Below are 25,950 nucleotides of genomic sequence, written 5' to 3'. Positions count from 1 at the left end.
TATTCATAATGTTTTCCACATCAATGATTAACTTTGTAAGAAACTGTTTTTTATGTCAAACCCTGTTTTATCTTTAAATGAAGTTGATATTTTTCAACGAGACACTATGATTCTCAAAAACATCAATTTGAATATTGAAAAAGGAGAATTTGTATACCTAATAGGTAAAACGGGAAGCGGTAAAAGCTCCTTAATGAAAACCTTATACGGTGATCTACCTTTAAAAAAAGGATCAGGTACTATTGTCGATTTTGATCTAGCTCGCTTGCGCGAAAAAGAAATACCACACCTGCGTCGTAAGCTAGGAGTTGTTTTTCAAGATTTCAAATTACTTACCGATCGCAACATCAATGAAAATTTAAAATTTGTGCTCAAAGCAACAGGCTGGAAGGACAAAAAAGCAATGAACGATAAAATTGAAGAGGTTCTTAATAAAGTAGGTATGAAAACCAAAGGTTTTAAATACCCTTATGAAATAAGCGGCGGAGAACAACAACGAGTGGCTATAGCCAGAGCTTTGCTTAATGATCCCGAACTTATCATTGCTGACGAGCCAACCGGTAATCTAGATCCACAAACAAGTGTTGAGGTGATGGAAGTTTTACAAACTATAAATAAAAATGGTAATACTATTCTCATGGCTACACATGATTATGCCCTTATTCTAAAATATCCCTCAAAGACATTGAAATGTGATAATGGGGAAATATTTGAAGTGGTTCAAAAAGCGGTTTAATATTGAAAATTACCATAGGAATACCAACCTTCAATGATGATCCTAATAGATTAATTGATCAATTAGTACGTTATTACAGCAATGATATTCATGAAATTATCATTTATAACGATGCATCTACTATTCCTATAAATGTAAGCTCACACAAACTAGTAACCTATTTAAACGGTATTCAAAATTTAGGTGACGTAGAAAGCCGTAGAAAAATAGCAGAAGCTGCCACTACCGATTGGGTTTTATTTATTGATGCAGATATACACATACCAACTATTAATTTCACAAGCTCGTTCCTCGTTCATCTTGATGAATTTGAATTAGTATACGCTACGGTAACTTACCAAGAGACCCTTAATAATCCCAACCATTCTTTAAGATGGAAATATGGTATTTCAAGAGAACAACGTAAACCTAGTAATAATTATGAGGTCTATAAATACTTCGTTTCTGCTTGTTTCATTATTCAAAAAAAGCAGTTCTTAGACATTTCTAAAAATGTACCTAAGGGTTATGGACTAGATATCTGGCTCGCCAAACGATTTAAAGAAGAGCAAATTAAAATCAAACATGCGTCCACTCGCATCATACATTTAGGCTTAGAAGAAAACAGAGTTTTTTATAATAAGTCCATTGACGGAATTAAAAACACCGCTTTACAATATAAAAATGGTCAACTGGATGGAGCTTCAAGACCGGTCATAACTCTTTATGAACGGATTAACTCATTAGGTCTAAGTAGCGTTTTCACAAGCGTGGTTACATTTTTTAAACCTAGATTAGAACAAAATATTCTAGGAAAAAATCCTAATCTTAGGTTTTTTGACATTTTAAAATTATACCATTTTATAAAGTCAATAAAAGCATGAATTGGATAGTTGCAATACCACTTTATAACAAATCAAGCACGATAGAAAGGTGTTTAAAAAGTGTATTATCTCAAAGTCTAACAGAATTTGACTTGTTGATAGTCAATGATGGCAGTACCGATAATAGTATTGCGATCGTTGAAGAACGTTTTTCCGATTCACGATTAAATATCGTAACTACAATTAATAAAGGTGTAAGCAATGCAAGGAATATCGCTATTGACTATGCTGTTGATCATGAACACAAGTATATCGCCTTTTTAGATGCAGATGATTATTGGGAAAATAATCATTTGGAACTTCTAGATCAGCTTTTTAAACAGTATGAAGACATTCAAGTTGTCGCGAGTAATTATATCACTCACTTTAACAACTATGTAAAATCAAATGTTTTTTCAAAACCCATAGAAACAACACAAATTCTAGAGGATTTGTTTACTTACTCTTTTAAAAGTTTTCCTTTGAGTAGTTCTAGCTTTGCCTGTAATGTTGAAGTTTTTGAGAAAACAGGTAACTACAATACACAGCTCACTCATGGTGAGGATACAGAATTATTTATTCGTCTAGGAAAACTCTATAAAATTGGCTTTAACACCTCGGTTACAGTTCACATAGACAGAACCTTATCAGGAAGCTCGTCTATTGCAATAAAAGATAGAAAGTACCCAGAATTCATCCATTTAGATGATAGTAATAACTTACCCTTGCATGCTTTTATTCAAACCAATCTTTGGCGCATTGCTATAGAACACAAAATGTATGGGCAATCTGATTCCTTTGAAGAGATCAAAAAGAAAATTGATAAAAACGCACTTACCGTTAAGCAATTATTTCTATTAAACTTACCCGGCAAATTACTTTACTACTTACATCAATTTAAAACAAGAAAAGACTAGTATTCATATAACTAGCTATCACCTGCAACAGCCTTAACAAAGTCATTTTTTACTCTTATGTAATCTGCCTCACTATACTCATCCGAGGCAAGCACCAGGCACATAGAACCACTGGAAAAATCTTTAAGCTCTCGCCACATCATGGTAGGAATCAAAAGTCCTTTATCTGGTTTGTTTAAAACAACCTCTTTAGTAGTTTTACCATCAAATAAAGTAACAGTAAAACTACCACTTACTGCAATCAACAATTCCAAACATTCTTTATGCGCGTGTCCACCGCGGTATGAATCACTAGGAACATCATACAAGTAATAAACCCTATTTATTTTATAAGGAATAGAGTCTTTTTCAATTACCGCTAGATTTCCTCTAGGGTCAGTTATTTTTGGTATGTCTAATATTTCTAACTTCATTACTTGGATGATTTAAGATAGGCATGGGCTCCTTGAACAAACACCTGATACTTCTTGAGTAACACAGGCAAATTAACAACATATCCCTTACGTAGTAAGAAAAACATATATTTCAATGCCATTAATTTAACCGGTCGATTATCAAACGCAGCTAAAGCACCTCTTGCCTTTATAACCCTATCTGTGACAACCATGTCACTACTTGTTGTTTTAGGATGCTTAACAACGAACTTGGGATCAGACATCAACGAGACACCTTTATCTAGAGCCTCTTTTAAGAATATATAATTCTCTGAATCTTCAAACGTACTTCCTAGACCAAATCTTTCATCATAACTCAACTTATTGATAATCTCTTTATGCTTGAAAGTGATTTCTGGAGAAAGCACTTTTCTTATACTTTTCCTATCATGTAGTTTACTCACATCACCCAGCGTATAATACGGCTCATTATTATCACTCCTTGTCTTAAAAGTTATTATAGCTGTATTGTTTGTGTTATGCGACTCAATGACTGATTCAATTGCGCCTGGCAATAGCTGTACGTCATCATCTAGAATCCAACACAAGGGTTTACTTGCATTTTGAATTGCTATATTCCTACTGCGAGATAATCCTAATTGCGTATCATTGATTACTTGAATGTTGGAGTATTCACTTTCCAAAACTACCGTACCTTGATTGACAATAATGATATTCTCAGTAATTTCACTTATTGGCTTTGAAAAAATACGTTCCAAAAAACTAAGATCACCGCGATTCATAGTCGCAATGAGAATCTCTAAATCATCAATGGTGTATCTATTCAAGCGTGTTATCTTTACCTCAAAGATAGTTTTTTATGCGCATCTTACTCATAGGCGAGTACAGCGGTTACCACAATGCCCTTAAACACGGTTTACAATCTCTAGGTCACGAGGTTGTCATTGCTGGTGATGGTGATGGGTTTAAAAAATTTCCCGTAGACGTCGACTTAGGTAGCGATTATTTTAGGCGCAATTGGTTTAGAGAAAAGATAAAAGTAGCGTGGTGGAAACTTACTGGTAACAATCTAGAAGACTATTTGAGATTAGCTCGCTTTCGCGAAAGCGAAAAAAAACTAGCAAATTTTGATATAATTCAATTCATCAATTCAAACGCATTAGGTTGTGCACCCAACATAGAATGGCAAATGATGCAACGATTACTGGAAAACAACAGTAAGGTCTTTTTAATTGCCTGTGGTGATGATTGTGAATACAGCAGCTACCTAGTAAACCAACATAAAGGCTATTCAATTCTTAAGGCAGCCGAAAATGCTCCAACAGGAAAAGCAGTTCTTGATCACACTTACAAATATTTGGATAAAGGATACCGCGATAATTATAACAAATTGATGAAGCGTTGTGTGAATATCGTTCCCAGTAATACGGACTATGCCATGGCACTCACTGATCAAAATAAGGCAACAAGTATCATTGCTGCTCCTGTAGTCGTTGAAAAAATCCCAGACGAGATAAACCACGATCTAAGTGTGATTGAAATATTTATGGGTATTAATCGCGGTAATTACTGGAAAAAAGGTATCAATTATTTTGAGAAAGCTCTAGAGATTGTAAAAGAGAAATACAAGAGTAAAGTGAATATTACCATAGCTGAAGATTTACCCTATACCGATTACATTACCAGCTATAAAAAAGCACATGTTTTACTGGATCAAGTACTATGCTTTGATCAAGGATACAACGCCTTGCAAGCCATGTTACGAGGCAAAGTTGTTTTTGCAGGTGCAGGTGAACCCTATTTTAAATTTCATAACATTGATAAAATTCCTGTTATCGACGCAACGCCAGATGTGATGGATATTGTAGATAAACTGAGCGAACTTATAGAAAATCCCAGCACCATAATTGAACTAGGTAAAGAAGCTAGAAAACACGTCATTCACTATCACGATGCGGTAAAAATAGCTAGACAATTTGAGCATCTCTATAAATAATGATATAATAAACAACCATGCTCTTTTTACATATAATTGAAAGGCACTAGGTTATTAATAAGATACGTTGATTAAAAAACTGATAATGAATTGGTAGAGTTTAATCAACTTACTCGAAGGATAGATTATTTATTTTTCCACTGTATATCGATACCTGAAAAATCTGCTTTGGCTTGTTCTTTAGCTTGTGAAGGAATCATAAATTCAAACTCTACATTCACTTCTAGACCATCGTCCAGGTAGAACAGCATAGTTTCTTCACCTTCATAGTCACATATGACCAAAGCATGAACTTCTTTTACGGTAAAAAACTCTGGATCTTTGTATTCCTGAGGTTCAACAAACTCAAAATAGTGAAGTACTCGTGCTCCTTTAAAAAATTCTATCTGCGACAAATACAAGTCTTTTTCCATGTTGCAAAAATAAATCTTTCTATAAGGGTTTTATCAAGATGCTTAAATAAAAAACCACCTAAGTACTTAGGTGGTTTGAATTATAGTACATGGTTAATATTAGGATTGCTTTATTAAAGTCATTTCTTCTGGTAGCACAAAATCATACTCACAACCACGACCAAAAGCATTTTGTTTAATACTTCTACCAAATCTCTTATAATGAATAGATCCTACGGTGGTTGTACCATTAACGTTATTTGTTGTGGTTTCATACTTAAGTGAAAACTGTTTGAAACCTGGATGTTCACACAACTCACCGAAATACTCATCATACCTTCCGTATACAACACTATAACCAAGGTCTGCTCCCACAGACTGCCCATTTAAATGGATCTCTTGATTTAAATTAACTTTGGTAAAAACTATTTGCTGGAAGGCATCATCTCCTATCCTAAATCGAGGATCAGATTCTTTAACCAGCACACCATTTTCATAATATTTATATTCGAGTTGTAATAAATCTACAAAGCACTTAGTCTTCCAACCAAAACCTTCACGTTCTCGTTGATTAATAGATATTTCTACCTTTCTGTAGCTATCTTCATATACCCAAGTTCCAACAAATTTATCTTGATCATTATGAATATCTTTATAATAATCACCCGGTTGTGCATCAGTATTAGGCATAGTAAACAGATACAAAGTTCTTAAATCGTGAATGCTTGTGTGTGAGTTGATAATTAAAAAGGCTAATAGGAGAAAAAAATATTTAATCATACGTAGCAATTTAATAAAAAACCACCTAAGTACTTAGGTGGTTTTTTTAAGTCTAACTATAATTCTCAAGTATTTAAATAGTTCTATTAGGGTCAAAACTTTCTAGTAGCTGCGCCACTCGTTGCACAAACTGTCCACCTAGAGCTCCATTTACTACTCTATGGTCATAACTGTGAGACAAGAACATTTTCATTCTTATACCTATAAAATCACCATCTGGAGTTTCTATTACTGCTGGCACTTTTCTAATCGCACCTAGTGCTAGAATACCAACTTGTGGTTGGTTAATGATTGGTGTTCCTAGTACAGAACCAAAGGTACCAACATTGGTCACCGTATAGGTACCACCTTGTGTATCGTCTGGTTTTAATTTACCATTTCTAGCTCTATTTGCAAGATCGTTAACCGATTTTGCCATTCCGACCAAATTAAGTTGGTCTGCATTTTTGATTACCGGAACAATAAGGTTTCCATCTGGTAAAGCAGCTGCCATACCTAGGTTAACGTTCTTCCTTTTTATTATTTTATCACCATCAACTGATATGTTCATCATTGGAAATTCCTTAAGAGCTGTTGCTACAGCTTCCATAAAGATTGGTGTAAAGGTTAAATTCTCGCCTTCTCTAGCTTTGAAAGCATCCTTATTCTTTTTACGCCAGTTCCATATTGTGGTTACATCTGCCTCTATAAAACTTTGTACGTGTGCACTAGTTTGCACGCTAGCTATCATGTGATGAGAGATTAGTTTACCCATTCTACTCATTTCAATGATCTCATCTTCTCCATTGACTGATACTGGAGCAGCCTTAACTGGAGCAGCAGCAGGTTTTGAAGCTGCAGCTGTTGGAGCTGCTGCAGGTGCTGGAGCTGTTTTACCAGCTTTTTTATCTTCTACGTAAGCTAGGATATCGTTTTTAGTAACGCGTCCATCCTTTCCTGTCCCATTAATAGCCTCTAATTCTTCTAGTGAAATGTTCTCCTCTTTGGCAATATTCTTAACAAGCGGAGAGTAAAATGAATCGCTGTTTGCGTAGTCGTTATCCACTTTACCAGCGGTAGCCATTCCTTTATCAACTTGTGCTGTAGCGGCTTTTACAGCCTCAACAGGTTGTGCAGTTGCCTCGGCCGGCGTTGAATCGTTACTAGAGGATGATGCAGCGTCTGTAGCTGAATCTCCGTCAGTTTCTATAATCGCAATAGTTTGTCCTACTTGAACTACATCATCTACTTGAAATAGGATTTCTTTAAGAACACCATCTACCTCACTAGGCACTTCACTATCTACCTTGTCGGTAGCTATTTCTAGTACAGGTTCATCCATTTCTATGGTGTCACCTACATTTTTAAGCCATGTGGTTATGGTAGCTTCTGCTACCGATTCTCCCATTTTAGGTAATTTTAATTCAAATGTTGCCATGATTTTACAGCTACTATAACGTTTTCAATTAGTTTACAAAAGTAAGCAATTAAATAGAGCGTTTAGTGTATTCACAACAAATTAAGAATTCGATAAGTATCAATTACGATATTCTCAATAAATCAAGATTAATTTTAAAATATTTCTATTTTTCCTTGACTGTTTTTGTCGTCACTTCCTACCGCTGTACTCCTATCCAAACTTAAAAATCTATACAAGAATGACCTAGGGTTATCTTTCATGTAGCGAAGGACATCTTCTATCAACAAGGAATTAATGTCCCAAAATAACGCAGTATTGCTACAAGAAGTCGCAGGCAATGTATCCATAGAACACACCTCATCAAAACTAGACAACCCTTTATTAGCCTGACTTGTCACCAGAATCTTTCTCTTAATTTTTGGATTAGGCTGAGTATTTTTTATAGGCTTAATGGATAAAACTTTTACTGCTATTTTAACAACCAGCTTTTCAAATAAATTGCGTTTGAAATATTTGTCGTAAAACAATTCCATCGCGCCGTAAAAGCGCTTTAGGTATTTTTTATCCTTTACAGTACTCTCACCTTTAAAATGAACAACGAGAGCGTCACCTAAATAATAATTTTGCAAATTATTGATTAATGCGGTGTATGACAGATCTATATCCTCGCCATACATAAAATATCGTTCATCATATCCTCCTAAATCTTGGTAAACTTTCTTCCTACAAAACATAAAGGCTCCTACCAGGATCTCAACAGGACCTCTTGAATCTTTATCAATATCATTGAAATAATACTTGTCGTCGTGGCCTAAAAATTTTGCCCTTGCAACTTTTGGAGTAGGTAAATGCCTTTTGCTTTCTGGTAAAAAGGTGCCTGATCCATCAATGAGTTGGGTCCCTACAAATCCTAAATTTGAGTTCGCTTTCGCGAAAGCGAGACAATTCAAAAACACATTTTCACCAACTATGGTATCGGGATTGAGAATACATAAGTAAGTACCACGAGCTTGTTTAACGGCTAGATTATTTCCTTTGGAAAAACCATAGTTTGAGCCAAAAGGTAATAAGGTTACCTGCGGATATTTTTCTCTAACCAGTTGAACACTATCGTCAGTAGAACAGTTATCAGCGACTATAATCTCACTAGAAATTTTTTGTGTAGCTCTAATGACACTATCCAAACATAAGCGTAAGAACGGTGCTGCATTATAATTGAGAATTACTACACTTAACTCCATCTAGCTTTTCATAGAGTTTTCATAGGGCACTCGATGCAATATACTGCGACCTAGGGTAACCTCATCGGCAAATTCTAACTCGTCTCCTACTGCGATACCACGTGCGATGGTTGATGTATTCACCTCTAGATCTGACAGTTGTTTGTAGATATAAAAATTAGTAGTATCTCCTTCAATTGTAGGACTAAGCGCAAAAATAAGCTCCTGTATTCCTTCTTCCTTTACACGGTTAATCAAGCTAGGAATATTAAGATCTTGTGGTCCTACACCATCCATGGGACTTATTTTCCCACCTAAAACATGATATAAACCCTTATACTGACTAGTGTTTTCTATGGCCATTACGTCGCGTATATCTTCTACCACGCAAACTAAGTTTTGATCACGATTATGACTAATACAAATTTCACAAAGGTCGTTGTCACTTACATTGTGACACTTTTTACAAAATTTGAGGTCGTTGCGCATGCTCAATAAGGATTGAGCGAGCGCATCGGTCTGTTGTTCTGGCTGTCGCATTAAGTGTAGGACTAAACGCAATGCTGTTCTCTTACCTATTCCAGGTAATTGAGACACTTGGTTCACAGCCTCTTCTAATATTTTTGATGAGAAATTCATGTATTATGAGTCTCCTAAATGTATCATAGCAAACACAGAATAATTGATCATATCTTGATAATTGGCATCCAGACCTTCAGAAACAAGAGTTTTACCTTCATTATCCTCAATTTGCTTTACTCGTAACAGTTTTTGCAGTATGAGGTCGGTAAGCGAGCTTACTCTCATATCACGCCATGCCTCACCATAATCGTGATTTTTGTCCATCATTAATTGTTTAGTAATTGAAGCATGATGATCGTAAAGCTCTAGTGCCTGTTCCAGATTTAAATCTGGTTGATCCACTACACCTTTGTCTAATTGAACGAGCGCCATTAATGAATAATTGATAATTCCAATAAACTCACTTTCTTGACCTTCGTCAATTTTTGATTCGGTTAATGTTTGTAAACCTCTTATACGTTGCGCTTTGATAAAAATTTGATCAGTAAGCGATGGAAGCCTGAGAATGCGCCACGCAGCTCCATAATCTTTCATTTTATTAGAAAACAACTCGCGACATTGTGCGATAACGGCATCGTATTGCTTACTTGTATCTGACATAAAGGTTTAAATTTGGTGTAAATTTAGTTTCAATTTTTCACATAACCCTATTTCATGTCGACTATCAATTGTGCTGGCACACTAATCAATCTTTCAAAAGCTCATACCATGGGTATTGTAAACGTTACTCCAGACTCGTTTTATGATGGTGGTAAGCTCAAGTCTGATAAAGATGTACTCACCCAAGTGGAACGCATGCTCGATGAAGGAGCCACTTTCATTGATATAGGTGGTTACAGTTCTAGACCTGATGGGACTGATATTAGTGAGCAAGAAGAGATTAGAAGAGTTATTCCTGTCATCGAACTTGTTGCAAAAAGCTTTAACATTAAAGGGTTGAGTTGTGACAGCTTTCGCGGAAGCGTGATTAAAAAGGCCCTACAACACGGCGCAAACCTAGTCAATGATATAAGCGCAGGACTTATTGATCAATCCATACTACCCGTGGTAGCAGAAGCACAAGTACCTTATGTTATGATGCACATGCGCGGCACACCACAAACTATGAAAACTCTTACTGAATATGATGACCTCATTCATGAGATAAATTATTATTTTTCTGATAGAATAGCTGCAGCACGTGCGCTAGGAATCAATGATATAGTAATTGACGCTGGATTTGGTTTTGCTAAAACTAGAGAGCAAAATTTCACTTTGCTTAAAAACATGAGTTTATTGCAAGCGCACCAAGTTCCTATTCTAGCAGGAGTTTCAAGAAAATCAATGATATATAAAACATTGGATACAACCTCGGACAAAGCGTTAAATGGAACTACTGCCCTACACATGATTTGTTTACAACAAGGTGCTAAAATTTTGAGAGTACATGATGTTGCACCTGCCATGGAATGCATTAAACTATTTGAAGAACTGCAAGAAAATTAATTTCTATTTTTACAACTTATGGGCCTACCTGATTTTAGAATTGTAGATTTAATTGATATTGTATTATTTGCCTTTTTGGTTTACTACATATACCGGTTAGTTAAAGGAACTGCTGCAATCAATATTTTCATCGGGATCATTATCTTTTTGGTGATTTATCAAATCACGGTTACTCTTGAAATGAAGCTTTTAGGGTTAACACTAGGTGCCTTTGTAGGTGCTGGTTTTATTGCCCTAGTTGTAGTTTTTCAACAAGAAATTAGGCGTTTCTTATTGATGATAGGAACAACAAACTTTACTAGTAGAAAAAAATTACTACGCCAATTGAAGTTTTTTAGAGAAGATTCCACAGCACAACATCATGTTGTAGATGAAATTGTAAGCGCCTGTTTTACATTAAGTAAAACTAAAACAGGCGCGCTTATCGCTATTAAACGGGACGTTTCTATGGATTTTGCAAAAAACACAGGAGACAATATGGACATTCTTGTCAATGCTCCGATACTACGTAGTATCTTTTATAAAAACAGTCCCTTACATGATGGCGCTGTGATTGTAGAGGATAATAAAATCACTGCCACTAGAGCCATTTTACCGGTAAGCAATAGTAAACAAATACCTAGTAGATTTGGCCTTAGACATAGAGCAGCTCTAGGTATTACTGAAAGGACAAATGCTATAGCGGTTATTGTAAGTGAAGAAACAGGCCAAGTATCTCTAGCTCATGAAGAGGAATTAGAAACGTTTCAAGACGAGAATAAACTCGCCGAAAAAATGAAGACTTTATTATCCTAATTTATGGAACGCAGCTGTAGAAATTGCAACCAAATGCTATATCATGGACATGATTACTGTCCAAAATGTGGCTCAAAATGGATTACAAAACGGCTTACCATAAATACGATTACCAGAGAATTTTTTGATCGATACCTGGGTACTGACAATGTATTAATATCAACTTTCAAAGCTCTTATACTTCAACCAGAAATTGTAATTGACAACTACATAAAAGGTCAACGTAAAAGATTTGTAAATCCCATAAATTGGTACTTAATAAGTCTTACACTCATCGGTCTTCAAATGTTTATTCTTAAGAACTTTTTCCCAGAATTATTAAACCTAGTCGATATAAGTGAAACGAACAAACTCGAGTTATTCAACTATTTCTATGACTATTTGGGTGCGTTAACTTCTTTATTCTTGCCCTTGTACGCGTTTACTGGCTGGCTTGTATTTTTTGATATACGTAAGTATAATTTTGTAGAACATCTTATATTATTTGTATATGCTTTTGGGCTACTCAATATGGTTACTGTAATTTTTACACCTTTAATGATTGTACTTGATATTAGCTATGGAGCAACATCCATCCCAATATCTCTTATTAGCGTCATTCAAATAGGCTGGTATTACAAAAGAATTTTCAAATTAAGTTTAGGACAAACGGTACTCAAAGCTATTCTATCGAGTATCATCTTTAGTACACTTCAAATAATATTTATCATTATTACAGCGGTTTTTGTTCTAGGCGGCATCTATTTGATCAATCCAGAATACTTAAAAGCATTTAAAACAAATTAATGGAACGAGTTTGTAAAAATTGTAACCACATCTTCTACGAGAAGCACAACTATTGCTCTAATTGTGGTTCAAAATGGATTGAAAACAGAATCACGATGCGCAATGTAGCAGCTGATTTTGGCGATATGTATTTAGGGATAGACACAAAATTTGTGAGAACTTTTTTAGATATGTTTACCAAACCTCGTGATGTCATCAATGGATACATTAAGGGACGTCGCATGAATTATGTAGACGCTATCAGGTATTTATTTATAAGCTTGTTTTTCACTGGAATTACGGTATTTGTAATGAAACATACCGAAATAGAATTTTTAAATACGAGCGATTTAATTGATATGTACAAAAGAATGGGCATTCCTGAAAAAGACGCGATAACTCAGGCAAATGCTTTTTCTCAATCTACTGAGTTTACTCAAAACTACATGTCTATAATAGTCTTGTTATCAATACCTATATATGCTCTTTGGGGTAGAATAACATTTTGGGGAAAGAAGAAATACAATTATACCGAACAGCTGGTCATTCAAATGTATTCCTATAGTCAATATGCTATTGCTACTACACCTATTGCTATAGCTATTTTAGTGCTTGCACCAGATTATTATGGAGTATACACAATATTTACCTTGCTCACGCTCTTTTTGTACAACGTTTATGTGTATCAACAACTTTTTAAACTAGATCTGGCCCAAACGGTAATGAGAAGTTTACTATTCTTTGTAGTAGCTATAGTTTCTTATATAGGTCTTATTATACTTGTTGTTCTAGCGATGATTATAGGAATGATTGTATTTAAATTCCTGATTTAGGCTACTTCTTGCTGTAAAAATTGAACCTCGTATAAATTGCGGTAATAGCCATTTTCTTTTTGCAGCAATTCTTTATGTGAACCTATCTCGACTATTTCACCAGCATCCATTACAATTATTTTATCTGCTTTTTTAATAGTAGCCAATCGGTGCGCAATAACTATGGACGTGCGTCCTTTGGTAATGATGTCTGTGGCATCTTGAATTAATTGTTCACTATAAGCATCAACAGAACTTGTAGCTTCGTCTAGAACTAAAATACTAGGCTTACTCACATAGGCTCTCAAAAAGGCGATCAATTGACGTTGACCAGAACTTAACATAACGCCACGCTCCTTCACATTGTACTGATAACCATTAGGCAAAGACATAATAAAGTCATGAACTCCAATTTTTTTAGCAGCTTCAATTACGTCTTCTTCGGTGATGGATGGATCTTGCAGTGTAATATTGTTAAAAATAGTATCGGCAAAGAGAAAAACGTCTTGTAAAACAACTGCAATTTGTGACCGCAATGAGTGTAGTTGGTACGCTTTCGCGGAAGCGGAATCAATCTTAATCACACCACTGTTAATTTCATAAAATCTCGATAACAAATTAATGATTGTGGATTTACCAGCACCTGTCGCTCCTACTATAGCTACTGTCTCACCTGGATTAACTGTGAATGACAAATTCTTTATAACTGGTTCATTTTCTACATAACCGAAATTCACATTCTCAAATTCAATAGCACCTTTAAGGTTTTCTGCCAGCATGGTACCTTCGTCTTCAATCTTAGAATCGGTATCAATTATGGTAAACACACGATTTGCTGCTACCATTCCCATTTGTAAGGTATTGAATTTATCGGCTATCTGCCTCAAAGGTCTAAATAGTTTTTGAGATAAATCTATGAACATAACAATGGTACCTATTTCTACCAAAAGAGAACCTTGGTCCAAATTAACCACAAATCCTATGTACACGATTAGAGCAATAGTAATACTTGAGGCCATTTCGGCAATTGGGAAAAAGATAGAGTTGTACCATACGGTGCGCACCCATGCGTTGCGATGCTTGTTATTGATTTCCTTAAAACGTTCGTATTCTATTTTTTCGCGATTGAAGATTTGAACAATTTTCATACCGGTCACCCTTTCTTGAACAAAACTATTAAGATTACTAACCTGAGTACGCACCTCTTCAAACGCCTTTTTCATAGCTTTTTGAAATACTCGTGTGGCATACAAAATAAAGGGCATTACTATTAATGCCACTAGGGTTAATCGCCAACTATAAAAGAACATAAAACCTAAAACCACAACCATCTTAAGTAGATCGGATATCATCACAAATAAACCTTGTGAAAATATACTTGCAATGGTTTCAATATCACTTACTGCACGTGTTACTAATTTTCCAACTGCACTAGTATCAAAATATTTCATTTTGAAACCCATCATGTGGTCAAAAAGCTTCAAGCGTAAATCTCTAATAACCTGCTGGCCCAACCAGTTTGCATAAAATATAAAGCTGAGCTGCAACAGCACCTCTATCATTAAAGCACCTATCATCATTGCGAGCACAGTGGTAAAACCTTCATACTCCTTTGGAACTATGTGCTCGTCGATAGCCACCTTGAACAAATAAGGCATAGCGATTGAAACTGCTGCAAGTAAAATTGCGCTCAAGGCTACAAAGTAATACGTAAAACGATAAGGTTTTGTATAGGCTAGTATGCGTTTAAATAAACGCAGGCTAAATGCATTTCCTGTTGTTTTATCTGCCATATGATTTTAGCTTCTTTAAAGCTTCAAATTTTATTTTTTAAAAGTAAGACAATAACCCTTTTAAGCGCTGATTATTCTATCGATTTTAACGATATCACAATTTAATCTTCTATTTTGAAAATATGATCCGGATAATGAACCCTGCTCAGGTAAAGTCCTTGGGCTGGTGCACTAGGACCTGCCATGGATCTGTTTTTGGATTTAAGAACCTCGTGCAAATATTCAACCGACATTTTATCATATCCTATTTCCAATAAGGTTCCTACAATAGCTCTTACCATATTTCTCAAAAATCGGTTAGCTTTAATATGAAAAATGACATGGTATTTTTGATGTTCAAATGATACATTCATTAAATCACACAAATACGTGTGTACGTCACTGTTTGACCTAGAGAAGCATTCAAAATCGTTATACTCTAGTAACAATTGAGCTGCTTTATTCATTTTATTAAAATCAGGCAATCTATATAGAATGTGTGAGTTGTGATTGAAAAAAGGATCTGGTCTTAAGTGAAAATGATACTCATAACTGCGTGCAGTAGCATCAAACCTTGCATGAGCTGTTTCATTCACATTAACAACAGTAAAGACCGATATATCATCTGGCAACCATCTATTTAGTTTATAAACGATATTATCCAATTTGTTAGGATCATCTAGTTCAAAATGCGCAAACATTTGTTTTGCATGAACACCAGCATCAGTTCTACCAGCTCCTACAAGTGATATAGACTCACGTAACAGCAGCTGCATACCTTCTTCCAGTTTTTCTTGAACGGTAATAGCATCTGGCTGTCGTTGCCAGCCGTGATAATTTGTTCCATTATAGGCAAATTCTATAAAAAATCGATTCGATTTCATACTGCAAAGATAAGCGGCTGTTTGAGGAAAACAGGTAACTATTGACTGCTTTACTCCTTACTTTTGCGATAAAGTAAATTTCATGAAAATCCTATTACTTTCTGACACACACAGCCATATTGATGATTTTATACTAAAATATGCGCTCGAGGCAGATGAAATATGGCATGCAGGAGACATTGGTGATTTAACGGTGACCGATCAGTTGTCTCAAATAAAACCACTTAAGGCTGTGTATGGTAATATTGACGATGACAAAGCGCGATTACAATTTCCAGAACACTTACGGTTTAATTGCGGTGGTATGGACGTATGGATTACTCATATAGGTGGATATCCAGGTCGTTACAATATGCGAATAAAAGAGCAGATATATCATAATCCACCAGATATTTTTATCTGTGGTCACAGTCATATTCTTAAAGTTATGATGGACAAAAAGATCAATTGTCTGCACATGAATCCTGGCGCTGTAGGTATTCATGGGTTTCATAAAAAACGAACAATGTTACGATTTGAAATTAATGCTGGTAAGATTAGTAATCTTGAGGTTATTGAGAAGGACAGGTAAATCGTTCTAGATGAATCGTGATTTTTCTATTACGCTTTCGCGAAAGCGAGCTTTAAACTATTATAAAACAAAAAACCTGCAAGGTGGCGCCTCGCAGGTTTTTTCACTAATATCACTAAGATAAAATCGTTATCGCAATCGGTCCGCTGATTTTACGAGTTGTTCATCCTTCCGTATGGCCTTGTTTGCCAAGGCAAGTAAAACGATAGATAATACAGGAAGGAACATCCCAAGGCCTTTCTCAGAAACCGCCGTTCCTCCAGACCAAGTTAGGGCTCGATATACAAAAACTCCTAGCAAAATAAGATTAATCAGTATATTGAGTCTATTGATAACAAATTGTAACTGCCTATTTTTAAATAGGAAGATTGCAAATATAGATAAAACAGCACTTACCATAAAAGTACCAAAGTAAACCGAATCATCTACACCTAGAAATTCATTACCATCGCCATTAAGATAAGCATCTACTACCCAAACCAATACACCAGAAACTAGTGCTGCCAGTATTAAGTAAATAGATTGTATACGTTGTATCATTACATATTTTCTATTGAGCAAAAATAAAACTTAGCCGTTAAAAACAGTAGTTAATATCATTTTTTTAAGTATACTTGCAATGTATTAGGTGTTAAACTACTGTTTTCTAGACCACCTAGACACGTCAATTTTTTCTGATAAAATTGATTTAGTTCCCTTATAATCTTATCATTTAACAAATAATGTTTCAAATAGCTGATTTAAAATCAAAGAAATTACCTGAGTTACAGGAAATTGCCAAGGATTTAAACGTACCTAAGTATAGATCCCTGCGCAAGTTGGATTTAGTTTACAAAATTCTAGATGTTCAAGCAGAAAACCCTAAAGTTCTAGAAAACCTAGACCTAGACAACAAAAGTGAAGATTCACCTAAAAAGGAGTCTAAACCAGATCCAAAAAAGGAATCAAGGACTGCGCCTACTAAAAATATCGAACAAAAGAAAGAACGTAGACCAAGAAAAAACAACAATCCAAAGTCAGAAGAAAAGGATAAGGAATCTAACACTTCTTCTAATAAAAGTCAGCCTTCTAAAAAAGAGAATAATACAGAAGAAACAAAAACCAACGATTCTAATAAGAATAATAAAAAGTCTAATGACAATCGTAACGAGAATCGTAATGAGAATCGTAACGATAATGACACTAGAAATAAGAACAACAATCGCAATAAGAACAATAACCGAAACAACAACAGCGGTAACAATGTTCCTAAAGGAAATAAAGATAACCGTAATCGCTATCGAGATCCAGATTTTGAATTTGATGGAATCATCGAGAGTGAAGGTGTTCTTGACATGATGCCTGATGGTTATGGATTTTTAAGAAGCAGTGATTACAACTACTTATCTAGCCCAGATGATATTTATGTTTCTCAATCACAGATAAGATTATTTGGATTAAAAACAGGTGACACAGTACTAGGTATGGTACGACCACCTAAAGAAGGTGAAAAGTACTTTCCTTTAATTAAGATTTCTCAAATCAATGGATTAGATCCGAAGGTTGTTAGAGATAGAGTATCTTTTGAACACCTCACTCCATTATTTCCAGATGAGAAATTCAATATAGCCGAGAGACAATCCAGTATTTCAACTAGAGTAATGGATTTATTTGCCCCAATAGGAAAAGGGCAACGTGGTATGATTGTGGCGCAACCTAAAACGGGTAAAACAATGCTACTTAAAGATATAGCAAATGCTATAGCAGCCAATCATCCTGAAGTATATCAACTTATATTACTTATAGACGAACGTCCTGAGGAAGTAACAGACATGCAACGCAATGTAAGCGGTGAAGTAATTGCTTCAACTTTTGATAAAGAGGCGCATGATCACGTAAGGGTAGCTAACATTGTTCTAGAAAAAGCAAAAAGAATGGTTGAATGCGGTCATGATGTTGTTATACTATTAGATTCTATTACCAGGCTAGCACGAGCTTACAACACTGTTCAACCTGCCAGCGGTAAAGTACTTTCTGGTGGTGTGGACGCTAATGCTTTACACAAACCTAAAAGGTTCTTTGGAGCTGCTCGTAATATAGAAGGTGGTGGATCATTATCCATCATAGCAACGGCATTGACAGAAACTGGTTCAAAAATGGACGAGGTTATCTTTGAAGAATTTAAAGGAACCGGTAACATGGAACTACAGTTAGATAGGAATATTTCTAATCGTAGAATATTCCCTGCCATTGATTTAACCTCATCGTCTACACGTAGAGACGACTTACTTCTTGATGAAAGCGTATCACAACGTATGTGGATTATGAGAAAATACCTAGCTGATATGAATCCGGTTGAGGCTATGGAGTTTATATCACAACGAATTAAACAGACAAGAAATAATGAAGAGTTTCTAATAAGTATGAATGATTAAACATTCTTCCCTATTAAATAAAGCCTCAATTCACATTGAGGCTTTATTTTTGCACTTCATCCTGATTTAATCACTTTGGTCGATTGGCTAATACCCACATTTAATCAAATGTGAAACATTTTAAAAAAACGCTCTTCAAAAGCGTCATTTCCCTGACAAATAAGAACTTTTAAAGAGTAAAAAAATCACCTCTTTATCAAAACATTCAGTTTAACGTGTTTAAAAGAGTCCTAATCGAAAAATCATAAATTAAGACTTGTTAAGTATTTTGTAATTGTACTTTTGGACCACAAATTACAATCGTGATGAAAAAATTATACTATTTATTTGCTATCGTTTTACTAGCTGCTTCTTGTTCACAAGTTGAAGATGCAAACGCTCTAGAAGGTCAGAATGATCAAATAGAAATTGCAAAATTAAGCGAGCAAGAATTTATAGATCATGTTGAAAATATTGCTCTTGCAGACAATTTAATCTCACAACATATTAATCCTGAACAATCAGTTTCTCCTGTTCCTTATGAAGCGATGACTACACAAGTGGAAGAAGGGAAATTTGGAATCATTGGTGGTTCTAACTCTGGAGCTTGTTTTGTAGGAGAAGCTCTTAAAGTTTCCAACTCAAAAAGATACGGTGAATTCACTGTAAATATGGACTCTAATAAAACATATCTTGAATTAGAATTGAATGATGGATGGTACTTACACTCAATCTATATGAATGTAGATTCTACTTGTGATGCCTTACCTAGAGACAGTAACAACTTAATCAACCCATGTTTCTATGGAATCCGTAACTGTTTTAGAGCTTATACAGAAAGTGTAAAGTATAGATTCAACAATAACCATTTCGGCGATTGTTACTGTACATCAGTTTACGCTGTAATCTACAGTGTAAATGAGCACGGTTGCATAGATCAAACTCACGGAATATGGGTAGACGGTGCTGAAGTTCAAGATCAGTTCAACATTCGTACTAACACACACTGTATGTCTGACTGTGGTAATGGAAACCCAGACAACTAAAAGATACAACAACAAACCAATAATTAAAGACGCCTAATTAGGCGTCTTTTTTATTTAGAATAATATTAAAAATAGTTCGTTGTAATACTGCGTATTTTTGCAAAATCTTTAAAACAAAACTTTTAAGTATCCCTAAACATGAAATTCTATTTCTTTTTACTAATACTATTTATTACACACACATCTATCCTAGCACAGGATTCCATCGCTACCCATGAAAAATTGAATAATAAGTTCAATGAAGTTATAGAATCCTCTAACAGATATCAAGAATATAGAGTCATTGAAATTGATAAGATTAACAAGCTTAAAAAAGAAGTCACAACAACTGTAGAAGATCAAGATATTGAAATTAACAGCTTGAATAAGCGTATCGAAGATCAAGTAAGCCAGATACAAGAGTTGAACGATCAAATGGAAGCTAGTAAAATTGACATTGCCGCCCTGGAAAAAGGACAAGATAGTATGGAATTGCTAGGTATTCAACTAGAGAAAAGTATGTATAATATTATTCTATGGTCAATAATTGGGATTTTAACCTTATTACTGATAAGCTTTATCTATAAATTCAAAAACAGCAACACTTTAACATCCACTGCTCAAGAACAATTGGCTCAAATAGAAGAAGAATATGAGAATTACCGCAGAAATGCGCTTGAAAAAGAGCAAAGGCTTAATAGACAATTATTAGATGCAAAAAAAGCTAACAAATAATTAAACAAGATGTAATCCTTTGTTAAACCAGTTGTTATACTCTTATTAATTCATAAACTTCTTTATCTTTAAAAGAAAAGATTATGAATACAGAAGGAAAAACGCCGGAAAAAACGAGCAAAAAAGAACAAGCCATTAATCTAGAAGAAACGCATGGCAAAAAAATTAATCATCAGGTTAAGGACAAGAAAGAATACACACAACCTAGAGATAATTTAAACGCTAACAAAGAATAAAAAAAAATCCCGCTAGTGCGGGATTTTTCTTTTTATATAAGCTCAATAGTATAATAGTATCCAAAATGAATTTTCTTCTTCTTGGGCTCTTTTATATCACCATATACATTTAATATACGCTTACCATTTTTCACTTCAATTTTAAAGTGATCAGGACTATCTGGAATTCTGAATCTACCATTACTACCACGAGCATAATTGCTTTCACTAGTTTTACCGGTTAACAAATCAATAACCGCTTTCATATCAATATTTCTTTTTGATCTAAAATCACTGCGTTTGAGAGCTCTAAGACTTTCTATAAATACAAACTCATTTGCCATAGATATTTTGGGTAATTGTTTTTCATAAACGTTGTAAACAAAGTAACCGCTCGTATTAAATAATTGTCCTTCTGGATAGTTATTGATATCATTACTACTGTACCATTGACGCCAGTTAATACTTTTTAAGATCCAAGAATCCTTTCCTGTATTCTCTCTTTTTTCATAATCTTGTAGATTACTTCCCATCTTTAATTGATTTCTAAAACCTAAAAAACCACGTTCTCGTTTTCTTAAATTGTCTGAATTCCAACATTTATAACCATTTAGGGTAATTTTAATCTTATACTCCTTTCCTAGATTTGTTCCTGTTCTTACATCAGAATTTGGTAACTGTGTACGGTTACCATTCCAACTTCCATATTCCAAATTATCGTATTTACCTTTGAATGAACTGTTAGAAAAAATGAAAGAACATGGCCTGATTTTACCTGATTCTTTATTTTTAAACTGACCTTTAAAAATTCGGGTCGATGGATTTTTCTTACCCCAAATCATTCCTCCCTTATCTCCATAATGAGCGACCATAAATCCAGACTTACTATCAATAAAGTCTAGCGTACCGAATTTAGTTTTCCACTTTCCTTTATGGTAATTTTGTTGCGCATCGCTTACTTTTTTCCCGTTCCAATCTCCTTGTACTACACCTGTACTCCATTTCCAGGTGCCTTTAAAACCTAACACAGTTTTTTCTAAGTATGCGTAGCCTAAGGTTCCATTGTTATCAAAAACAACGTTTAGCTTTCTTCCGCTTTTTCTGATAGACCTTATAGTTCCTCGATCACTATATGTTCCTACCACGTAATTACCTCTTTGCAATAGGATAATTTGACCAAAATTAGTCTCATAGGTTCCTGTCCAGTTGAGAACCGTAGTAGGTTCCATGTTTGATGTTGTATTTGATTCTGCTTTCGCGAAAGCGATACCAAAAAGTAATATCGCAATTGCAATTAATCTTGAAGTTTTCATATTGATTTAATTAAGTTGAATTGTATAGAAGTACGCCCATTTATCATTATTGCCGTATTTAATGAAGGCATAACCGCGCACCTTGCGTTTACCGTTAGATTCTGAGAGCCAAAAAGTGTGATCTGAATTTGAGATCTTCTTACGACCATCGGGAGCATTTTGAAAGCTATTAGAATTTCTTTTGTAGGTCAAATAATCCAATATATCCTTCATAGGTATTGAATGAGCCACTAAACGATCTGAAGCATTACTAATGCTACGTAGTCTTTTATGCGTGAAGTTTAAGTTGAGAATTGGATTTTTGTAATATCCTTTACCACCATTATAATAATTAACAAGATTGCTATATTGTTGATCAACCTGTTTTTCTTTATTTTCTTTATAGGTAATATTAGATTGATCTTTATATAATGTGTGTGTCCAATGCCTTCCTTTTTCATCAAATAAAGAGGCGCTTATTGTGACCTTACCCCTTTCCTCACCATGCATTAAACCGCGATTTTTATAATTCTTAATGGTTTGTAGTGTAATATTTACAGTCTGACCGTTCTCACTTCCTCGTATATTAGTATGCTGCCTGCCTTTAGAAGTGATAGTTCCATATAGGCCATAATCCCAATCCATCACTATATCAAAAGGACCGCTGGTCTTTATTGTGTCTTCTGAATTTGAAATATAGGCGTAGAACTTCATTTGAGATCCACCACTAAAACCACCGTGAACAAAGTACTCCTGACCATCCTTATATAAGAAACCAGCAACTTTACCTTCAGGATTATGAATGAGGTCTAGTGTGCCGAAATCTGTTTTAAAGGTGTTCCACATGTGTAATCCTTTAAGTTTTGAACTGGTTTTAAAAGTTCCATCCCATTTACCATCCCATTTATTTCTACCTGTGGTTGTTTTCCATTTCCAATCTCCTTTCCAAGCTTGATTAGATTGTGGAGTGAAAGAAACTTGTCCAATTTTTTTACCATTTGAAAAGCTACCTGTGTAGACTCTTCCTCGACCTGAAATGGTAAAATTGGATAGTAACAGATGACCTACTCCTTTGTAAAGGCCTACCGTTTTCTTATTTGATCTTGAGTTTAAAATGTGAATATCTCCATGATCTGATGTGTAAACTCCATCCTTAATTTTAGCATTAATTACTTCATTTCCAGCCATAGCTAGGGCTGTGACAACCATAAATACGGCTGCCGTTATTACTGTTTTTTTCATGATTGATTGATTAAATTTTTCTTATTTCTACGCGACGATTTATTGCTTTGGCCGTCGCTGTTGTTTCATTTGTAAGTGGTTGCGCATCACCAACTCCATCTATTGACAAGATATCTGGCGTGATATTAAAATCATTAATGAGGACATTATAAACTGATTCTGCACGCTTTCGCGAAAGCGTGATATTATCATCATATTGCCCATCACTGTCAGTGTGACCTATAATTTGATATGAATTCTCAGGATTATTCTCAATCTCTCGAGCAATTGCCTTGATAGTAGCGTAGGATTCTGGGTTTAAGCTTGCGCTTCCTGACTGGAATGTTATTCCATGAGCTTGATAAGAGTCGTTATGAAACAAACTTGTAGGAATTTCAACCTGTCCAGCATATTTAATATTACTGATATAAAAATGTTGATTTGCCGGTGAAACATTACTAGCAAATCGGATCGTTTGATACAGCACATCCGGTTGCACCGCTTGGGTCATATCAATTACTTTTTCACTATTGATATACATTTTAATGCGAGTATCCTTTTTTACAATTGAAACGTGGTGCTTTTGATAAGGTTGTGCAGTTTTGTTTGATAATACCGCATGAGGTTGCTTTGTAGACGTGTCTGTAGATCTACTTGTTGTTTTTTTATATAGTATCGCTCCTTTACCACCACCGCCAGAACCTGCGCCTATACGCAAATAGGTGTAAAAATTACCTTTATAAGGTTTTGACAAATAACTATATGGATCTTCAAGATCACTAAGTATGACATCAAAGTGTCGCTTAAATGCATATTCGTCCATTTTAAAATCATAAACAAAGTCAAATTCCAGTGTAAAATCGGATTGTAAATTATTGGCGATCTCACTTATAACGATAGTCCTTGATCCTGCCCCAATTTTTAGCCATTTTTCATTGAATTCCTCGAGCTTTACTACTTCAGTTCCTGCGTTTGTATGCCAGCTAGTGGGAAAATCTCCAATAAGCACATTGGAAAAATCTTCAAAGTAGAGAAGATTCTCTCCAGGTGTAAAATCAAATTTTGAATATGTTTTAAAAGTAGATTGATTATCATAAGACATTGAGTCCTTAAACTCAACCATTTCTGATTCTTCTTTCACTATAGGTGAAGCATCATTAACACTATCGTTGCCAAATAAAAGGTCATCTACTCCTTTATCTATTTTATTTTCTATTTTCTTTTCAGTCTGCTGGACTTTTTGATCAATTTTCTTCTTTAATTTTTTAAAGAATTGAGCTTGACCATTAAAGGCTGTTAACATAAATAAGCACGTTAACAGGGTACAAAGGTTTTTCATGATTAGAGTTTTTAATTGATTTACTCCTTAATGAAGAGCAGGAATAAAAGGTTAACAAAACCTAAAAATTTGTAACTTTAATTCCTCTAACCAACGGATAATGAATCATCAACGAGAAGATACCATTTACCTTCTAAAATCTGGAGATCGATCCTATTATGAAAAAATCTATTTGCATTATAAGCAAGATTTTAAAGGATACGCTCTTAAACGAGGTATTCCACTACATGATGTTGATCAATTATATCAAGACAGTTTTGTTCAACTGTATCAAAATGTCGCTACCGGTAAATTAACTACACTTACTAGTAGCTTAAAGACCTATTTATTTGGAATAGGGAATTATAAGATGATGGAATACTATAAATCTAAAGGTACTTATGTTAACCTTGATACTGATAATGACATTAAACAAGAAAACCCCATGATGTTCTTTGAAGAACAATCATTGACTGAAAATCAAAATAAATTATACACCGCATTAAACAATATAGGCACTAGATGCAGAAATATTCTTGAGTTATTTTATTTACAAGGTTTGAGTATTAAAGAAATACTAGCAACCGAGAATTATAGTAGTGAAAATACAGTCAAAGCACAAAAAAGCAGGTGTTTAAAACAACTTAAAGAATTAGCAAACAAAGCAGATGGATAAAGAACAGCTCATACAATTAATTATACATAATAAGGCTAACGATTATCAGAAAAATGAATTTGAAAAACTCGTTAATACTGACCTAGAGTTCAAAAAATCCTATCAAGACGCACTTGATATGCGTGCTGCATTAATTAAATCAAAATCTGCAGAATTGAGGAATTTGTTTGACAAACTCGAAAGTACACATGGAGATAAACAGCAATTTTCTAGAAAATTATCTATAAAAACAATCATACCATTTGTTGCGGCGGCTAGCATCTTGCTATTTATATTGTTATGGAATAGTTCTCCTTCAAATGACGAAGTTTATAACCAATATTATACTCCTTATCGCAATGTAATAGTAAATATAGAAAGAAGCGAAACAATAGGAGATGATCAAGTGAGTCGAGCTTTTTACAATTATGAAAGTAAAAATTATGCAGTGGCATATAAACAATTTGACAGCATATACAATCAAGATAATCAAAGCTTCTATTTGTTTTATCAAGCTAATGCCGCGCTGGGAAATGAAGATTATTCTTCAGCAATTGAGCTATATAAAAAACATCAAAAATTACAAGATGACTTCTACGCAAGATCACGTTGGTACCTAGCCCTTTCTTACGTAAAAATTGGTGAGAAGGAAAAAGCAATCTTGGTACTTGATAAAATAATTGATAATCAAAGCTATAACTACAAAAAGGCTCAATCTCTATTACAAACTTTAAAAGAATAAATCCTTAATTT

The 25,950-nt window shown here is 34.7% G+C and carries 29 protein-coding genes; 15 read left to right on the top strand and 14 right to left on the bottom strand.

Annotation, left to right across the window (positions count from 1 at the left end; all coding sequences use genetic code 11):
* The first annotated feature begins 52 nt into the window (after positions 1-52).
* Genes I5168_RS06305 through I5168_RS06295 form a run of 3 tightly spaced genes read left to right on the top strand, consistent with a single transcriptional unit; the run spans position 53 to position 2,495 of the window.
* Positions 53-736: a cell division ATP-binding protein FtsE gene (locus I5168_RS06305; RefSeq protein ID WP_042277440.1), complete on the top strand. Its 684-nt coding sequence runs from the start codon at positions 53-55 to the stop codon at positions 734-736.
* Between the two features lie 2 nt (positions 737-738).
* On the top strand, positions 739-1,599 hold the full coding sequence (locus tag I5168_RS06300; protein ID WP_431472727.1) for a glycosyltransferase family 2 protein: 861 nt from the start codon (positions 739-741) through the stop codon (positions 1,597-1,599).
* Positions 1,596-2,495, top strand: a complete 900-nt coding sequence (locus tag I5168_RS06295) for a glycosyltransferase family 2 protein (RefSeq protein ID WP_431472726.1) — start codon at positions 1,596-1,598, stop codon at positions 2,493-2,495. The genes I5168_RS06300 and I5168_RS06295 overlap by 4 nt, the downstream gene beginning before the upstream one ends.
* 11 nt (positions 2,496-2,506) lie before the next feature.
* Here the strand turns inward: I5168_RS06295 and I5168_RS06290 are convergent, their stop codons facing one another.
* On the bottom strand, positions 2,507-2,908 hold the full coding sequence (locus I5168_RS06290) for a sugar 3,4-ketoisomerase (protein WP_431472725.1): 402 nt from the start codon (positions 2,906-2,908) through the stop codon (positions 2,507-2,509).
* Entirely contained in the window at positions 2,908-3,717 is an 810-nt protein-coding gene (locus tag I5168_RS06285) for a glycosyltransferase family 2 protein (RefSeq protein WP_431472724.1), read from the bottom strand. Before I5168_RS06285 ends, I5168_RS06290 begins: the two co-directional genes overlap by 1 nt.
* A 32-nt stretch (positions 3,718-3,749) precedes the next feature.
* Here I5168_RS06285 and I5168_RS06280 point away from each other — a divergent pair, with 32 nt between their 5' ends.
* Positions 3,750-4,886: a glycosyltransferase gene (locus tag I5168_RS06280; protein WP_431472723.1), complete on the top strand. Its 1,137-nt coding sequence runs from the start codon at positions 3,750-3,752 to the stop codon at positions 4,884-4,886.
* A 125-nt stretch (positions 4,887-5,011) separates the two neighbouring features.
* Here I5168_RS06280 and I5168_RS06275 read toward each other — a convergent pair whose 3' ends face one another.
* The 6 genes from I5168_RS06275 to I5168_RS06250 all read right to left on the bottom strand — a co-directional run bounded on the left by I5168_RS06275 (position 5,012) and on the right by I5168_RS06250 (position 9,859).
* Complete coding sequence (locus I5168_RS06275; RefSeq protein WP_431472722.1) at positions 5,012-5,299, bottom strand: hypothetical protein; 288 nt, start codon at positions 5,297-5,299, stop codon at positions 5,012-5,014.
* Positions 5,300-5,398: 99 nt separating this feature from the next.
* A complete protein-coding gene (locus I5168_RS06270) occupies positions 5,399-6,058 on the bottom strand; it encodes a DUF6705 family protein (RefSeq protein ID WP_167342466.1) in 660 nt (219 codons plus the stop codon).
* Between the two features lie 73 nt (positions 6,059-6,131).
* Positions 6,132-7,475 (bottom strand): dihydrolipoamide acetyltransferase family protein, encoded by a 1,344-nt coding sequence (locus I5168_RS06265; protein ID WP_431472721.1) that lies wholly within the window; start codon positions 7,473-7,475, stop codon positions 6,132-6,134.
* A gap of 134 nt (positions 7,476-7,609) precedes the next feature.
* Positions 7,610-8,698 (bottom strand): glycosyltransferase family 2 protein, encoded by a 1,089-nt coding sequence (locus I5168_RS06260; RefSeq protein ID WP_431472720.1) that lies wholly within the window; start codon positions 8,696-8,698, stop codon positions 7,610-7,612.
* On the bottom strand, positions 8,699-9,316 hold the full coding sequence (gene recR / locus I5168_RS06255) for a recombination mediator RecR (protein ID WP_167342469.1): 618 nt from the start codon (positions 9,314-9,316) through the stop codon (positions 8,699-8,701).
* A 3-nt stretch (positions 9,317-9,319) separates the two neighbouring features.
* Positions 9,320-9,859: a DUF1599 domain-containing protein gene (locus I5168_RS06250; protein WP_042277418.1), complete on the bottom strand. Its 540-nt coding sequence runs from the start codon at positions 9,857-9,859 to the stop codon at positions 9,320-9,322.
* Between the two features lie 54 nt (positions 9,860-9,913).
* Here I5168_RS06250 and folP point away from each other — a divergent pair, with 54 nt between their 5' ends.
* The 4 genes from folP to I5168_RS06230 are packed head-to-tail and all read left to right on the top strand — an operon-like array spanning position 9,914 to position 13,137.
* A complete protein-coding gene (gene folP, locus I5168_RS06245) occupies positions 9,914-10,744 on the top strand; it encodes a dihydropteroate synthase (RefSeq protein WP_431472719.1) in 831 nt (276 codons plus the stop codon).
* Between the two features lie 18 nt (positions 10,745-10,762).
* Positions 10,763-11,539, top strand: a complete 777-nt coding sequence (cdaA, locus tag I5168_RS06240; RefSeq protein WP_060523974.1) for a diadenylate cyclase CdaA — start codon at positions 10,763-10,765, stop codon at positions 11,537-11,539.
* 3 nt (positions 11,540-11,542) lie between these two features.
* Positions 11,543-12,325, top strand: a complete 783-nt coding sequence (locus tag I5168_RS06235; RefSeq protein ID WP_431472718.1) for a DUF3667 domain-containing protein — start codon at positions 11,543-11,545, stop codon at positions 12,323-12,325.
* Positions 12,325-13,137, top strand: a complete 813-nt coding sequence (locus I5168_RS06230) for a DUF3667 domain-containing protein (RefSeq protein WP_042277411.1) — start codon at positions 12,325-12,327, stop codon at positions 13,135-13,137. Before I5168_RS06235 ends, I5168_RS06230 begins: the two co-directional genes overlap by 1 nt.
* Here I5168_RS06230 and I5168_RS06225 read toward each other — a convergent pair.
* Both I5168_RS06225 and truA read right to left on the bottom strand, forming a co-directional pair.
* Positions 13,134-14,909, bottom strand: coding sequence for an ABC transporter ATP-binding protein (locus I5168_RS06225; RefSeq protein ID WP_105019579.1), 1,776 nt, complete (start codon positions 14,907-14,909; stop codon positions 13,134-13,136). The two genes, I5168_RS06230 and I5168_RS06225, sit on opposite strands and share 4 nt — an antisense overlap.
* A 101-nt stretch (positions 14,910-15,010) precedes the next feature.
* Complete coding sequence (gene truA / locus I5168_RS06220) at positions 15,011-15,772, bottom strand: tRNA pseudouridine(38-40) synthase TruA (RefSeq protein WP_431472717.1); 762 nt, start codon at positions 15,770-15,772, stop codon at positions 15,011-15,013.
* 82 nt (positions 15,773-15,854) lie between these two features.
* Between truA and I5168_RS06215 the strand changes: the two genes are divergently transcribed.
* Complete coding sequence (locus I5168_RS06215) at positions 15,855-16,343, top strand: metallophosphoesterase family protein (protein ID WP_431472716.1); 489 nt, start codon at positions 15,855-15,857, stop codon at positions 16,341-16,343.
* A 129-nt stretch (positions 16,344-16,472) separates the two neighbouring features.
* On the opposite strand, the gene I5168_RS06210 is transcribed toward I5168_RS06215, so the two are convergent.
* On the bottom strand, positions 16,473-16,883 hold the full coding sequence (locus tag I5168_RS06210) for a DUF4293 domain-containing protein (protein WP_431472715.1): 411 nt from the start codon (positions 16,881-16,883) through the stop codon (positions 16,473-16,475).
* 182 nt (positions 16,884-17,065) lie between these two features.
* On the opposite strand from I5168_RS06210, the gene rho reads away from it, so the two are divergent.
* The 4 genes from rho to I5168_RS06190 all read left to right on the top strand — a co-directional run bounded on the left by rho (position 17,066) and on the right by I5168_RS06190 (position 20,732).
* A complete protein-coding gene (gene rho / locus I5168_RS06205) occupies positions 17,066-18,757 on the top strand; it encodes a transcription termination factor Rho (protein WP_431472714.1) in 1,692 nt (563 codons plus the stop codon).
* Between the two features lie 305 nt (positions 18,758-19,062).
* Complete coding sequence (locus I5168_RS06200; RefSeq protein WP_060523963.1) at positions 19,063-19,782, top strand: hypothetical protein; 720 nt, start codon at positions 19,063-19,065, stop codon at positions 19,780-19,782.
* A gap of 138 nt (positions 19,783-19,920) precedes the next feature.
* Positions 19,921-20,496: a hypothetical protein gene (locus tag I5168_RS06195; RefSeq protein WP_105019583.1), complete on the top strand. Its 576-nt coding sequence runs from the start codon at positions 19,921-19,923 to the stop codon at positions 20,494-20,496.
* An 83-nt stretch (positions 20,497-20,579) separates the two neighbouring features.
* Positions 20,580-20,732 carry a hypothetical protein gene (locus tag I5168_RS06190; RefSeq protein WP_167342478.1) on the top strand — a complete coding sequence of 51 codons (153 nt, stop codon included), beginning with the start codon at positions 20,580-20,582 and terminating at the stop codon, positions 20,730-20,732.
* A 32-nt stretch (positions 20,733-20,764) separates the two neighbouring features.
* Here the strand turns inward: I5168_RS06190 and I5168_RS06185 are convergent, their stop codons facing one another.
* Genes I5168_RS06185 through I5168_RS06175 form a run of 3 tightly spaced genes read right to left on the bottom strand, consistent with a single transcriptional unit; the run spans position 20,765 to position 24,527 of the window.
* Complete coding sequence (locus I5168_RS06185) at positions 20,765-22,024, bottom strand: hypothetical protein (protein WP_431472713.1); 1,260 nt, start codon at positions 22,022-22,024, stop codon at positions 20,765-20,767.
* A gap of 6 nt (positions 22,025-22,030) precedes the next feature.
* Positions 22,031-23,245, bottom strand: coding sequence for a hypothetical protein (locus I5168_RS06180; protein WP_105019585.1), 1,215 nt, complete (start codon positions 23,243-23,245; stop codon positions 22,031-22,033).
* Positions 23,246-23,255: 10 nt separating this feature from the next.
* Positions 23,256-24,527, bottom strand: coding sequence for an OmpA family protein (locus tag I5168_RS06175; protein WP_431472712.1), 1,272 nt, complete (start codon positions 24,525-24,527; stop codon positions 23,256-23,258).
* A gap of 136 nt (positions 24,528-24,663) precedes the next feature.
* Between I5168_RS06175 and I5168_RS06170 the strand changes: the two genes are divergently transcribed.
* Together I5168_RS06170 and I5168_RS06165 are read left to right on the top strand one after the other, a co-directional pair.
* A complete protein-coding gene (locus I5168_RS06170) occupies positions 24,664-25,218 on the top strand; it encodes an RNA polymerase sigma factor (RefSeq protein ID WP_431472711.1) in 555 nt (184 codons plus the stop codon).
* Positions 25,211-25,939, top strand: a complete 729-nt coding sequence (locus I5168_RS06165) for a tetratricopeptide repeat protein (RefSeq protein WP_431472710.1) — start codon at positions 25,211-25,213, stop codon at positions 25,937-25,939. The genes I5168_RS06170 and I5168_RS06165 overlap by 8 nt, the downstream gene beginning before the upstream one ends.
* Positions 25,940-25,950 lie beyond the last annotated feature (11 nt).

Source organism: Nonlabens sp. SCSIO 43208 (genome assembly GCF_050703575.1).
GTDB classification, from domain to species: Bacteria; Bacteroidota; Bacteroidia; order Flavobacteriales; family Flavobacteriaceae; genus Nonlabens; species Nonlabens tegetincola.
The sequence above is the reverse complement of the archived record's forward strand: the minus strand, read 5'-3'. Positions and strand labels throughout refer to the sequence as shown.

What these genes read in the sequence shown, in the direction of transcription:
- I5168_RS06305 (WP_042277440.1), top strand. Translation starts at nt 53, where the DNA reads ATGTCAAACCCTGTTTTATCTTTAAATGAAGTTGATATTTTTCAACGA.
- I5168_RS06295 (WP_431472726.1), top strand. Translation starts at nt 1,596, where the DNA reads ATGAATTGGATAGTTGCAATACCACTTTATAACAAATCAAGCACGATA.
- I5168_RS06290 (WP_431472725.1), bottom strand. Translation starts at nt 2,908, where the DNA reads ATGAAGTTAGAAATATTAGACATACCAAAAATAACTGACCCTAGAGGA.
- I5168_RS06280 (WP_431472723.1), top strand. Translation starts at nt 3,750, where the DNA reads ATGCGCATCTTACTCATAGGCGAGTACAGCGGTTACCACAATGCCCTT.
- I5168_RS06275 (WP_431472722.1), bottom strand. Translation starts at nt 5,299, where the DNA reads ATGGAAAAAGACTTGTATTTGTCGCAGATAGAATTTTTTAAAGGAGCA.
- I5168_RS06270 (WP_167342466.1), bottom strand. Translation starts at nt 6,058, where the DNA reads ATGATTAAATATTTTTTTCTCCTATTAGCCTTTTTAATTATCAACTCA.
- I5168_RS06265 (WP_431472721.1), bottom strand. Translation starts at nt 7,475, where the DNA reads ATGGCAACATTTGAATTAAAATTACCTAAAATGGGAGAATCGGTAGCA.
- I5168_RS06260 (WP_431472720.1), bottom strand. Translation starts at nt 8,698, where the DNA reads ATGGAGTTAAGTGTAGTAATTCTCAATTATAATGCAGCACCGTTCTTA.
- recR (WP_167342469.1), bottom strand. Translation starts at nt 9,316, where the DNA reads ATGAATTTCTCATCAAAAATATTAGAAGAGGCTGTGAACCAAGTGTCT.
- I5168_RS06250 (WP_042277418.1), bottom strand. Translation starts at nt 9,859, where the DNA reads ATGTCAGATACAAGTAAGCAATACGATGCCGTTATCGCACAATGTCGC.
- folP (WP_431472719.1), top strand. Translation starts at nt 9,914, where the DNA reads ATGTCGACTATCAATTGTGCTGGCACACTAATCAATCTTTCAAAAGCT.
- cdaA (WP_060523974.1), top strand. Translation starts at nt 10,763, where the DNA reads ATGGGCCTACCTGATTTTAGAATTGTAGATTTAATTGATATTGTATTA.
- I5168_RS06235 (WP_431472718.1), top strand. Translation starts at nt 11,543, where the DNA reads ATGGAACGCAGCTGTAGAAATTGCAACCAAATGCTATATCATGGACAT.
- I5168_RS06230 (WP_042277411.1), top strand. Translation starts at nt 12,325, where the DNA reads ATGGAACGAGTTTGTAAAAATTGTAACCACATCTTCTACGAGAAGCAC.
- I5168_RS06225 (WP_105019579.1), bottom strand. Translation starts at nt 14,909, where the DNA reads ATGGCAGATAAAACAACAGGAAATGCATTTAGCCTGCGTTTATTTAAA.
- truA (WP_431472717.1), bottom strand. Translation starts at nt 15,772, where the DNA reads ATGAAATCGAATCGATTTTTTATAGAATTTGCCTATAATGGAACAAAT.
- I5168_RS06215 (WP_431472716.1), top strand. Translation starts at nt 15,855, where the DNA reads ATGAAAATCCTATTACTTTCTGACACACACAGCCATATTGATGATTTT.
- I5168_RS06210 (WP_431472715.1), bottom strand. Translation starts at nt 16,883, where the DNA reads ATGATACAACGTATACAATCTATTTACTTAATACTGGCAGCACTAGTT.
- rho (WP_431472714.1), top strand. Translation starts at nt 17,066, where the DNA reads ATGTTTCAAATAGCTGATTTAAAATCAAAGAAATTACCTGAGTTACAG.
- I5168_RS06200 (WP_060523963.1), top strand. Translation starts at nt 19,063, where the DNA reads ATGAAAAAATTATACTATTTATTTGCTATCGTTTTACTAGCTGCTTCT.
- I5168_RS06195 (WP_105019583.1), top strand. Translation starts at nt 19,921, where the DNA reads ATGAAATTCTATTTCTTTTTACTAATACTATTTATTACACACACATCT.
- I5168_RS06190 (WP_167342478.1), top strand. Translation starts at nt 20,580, where the DNA reads ATGAATACAGAAGGAAAAACGCCGGAAAAAACGAGCAAAAAAGAACAA.
- I5168_RS06185 (WP_431472713.1), bottom strand. Translation starts at nt 22,024, where the DNA reads ATGAAAACTTCAAGATTAATTGCAATTGCGATATTACTTTTTGGTATC.
- I5168_RS06180 (WP_105019585.1), bottom strand. Translation starts at nt 23,245, where the DNA reads ATGAAAAAAACAGTAATAACGGCAGCCGTATTTATGGTTGTCACAGCC.
- I5168_RS06175 (WP_431472712.1), bottom strand. Translation starts at nt 24,527, where the DNA reads ATGTTAACAGCCTTTAATGGTCAAGCTCAATTCTTTAAAAAATTAAAG.
- I5168_RS06170 (WP_431472711.1), top strand. Translation starts at nt 24,664, where the DNA reads ATGAATCATCAACGAGAAGATACCATTTACCTTCTAAAATCTGGAGAT.
- I5168_RS06165 (WP_431472710.1), top strand. Translation starts at nt 25,211, where the DNA reads ATGGATAAAGAACAGCTCATACAATTAATTATACATAATAAGGCTAAC.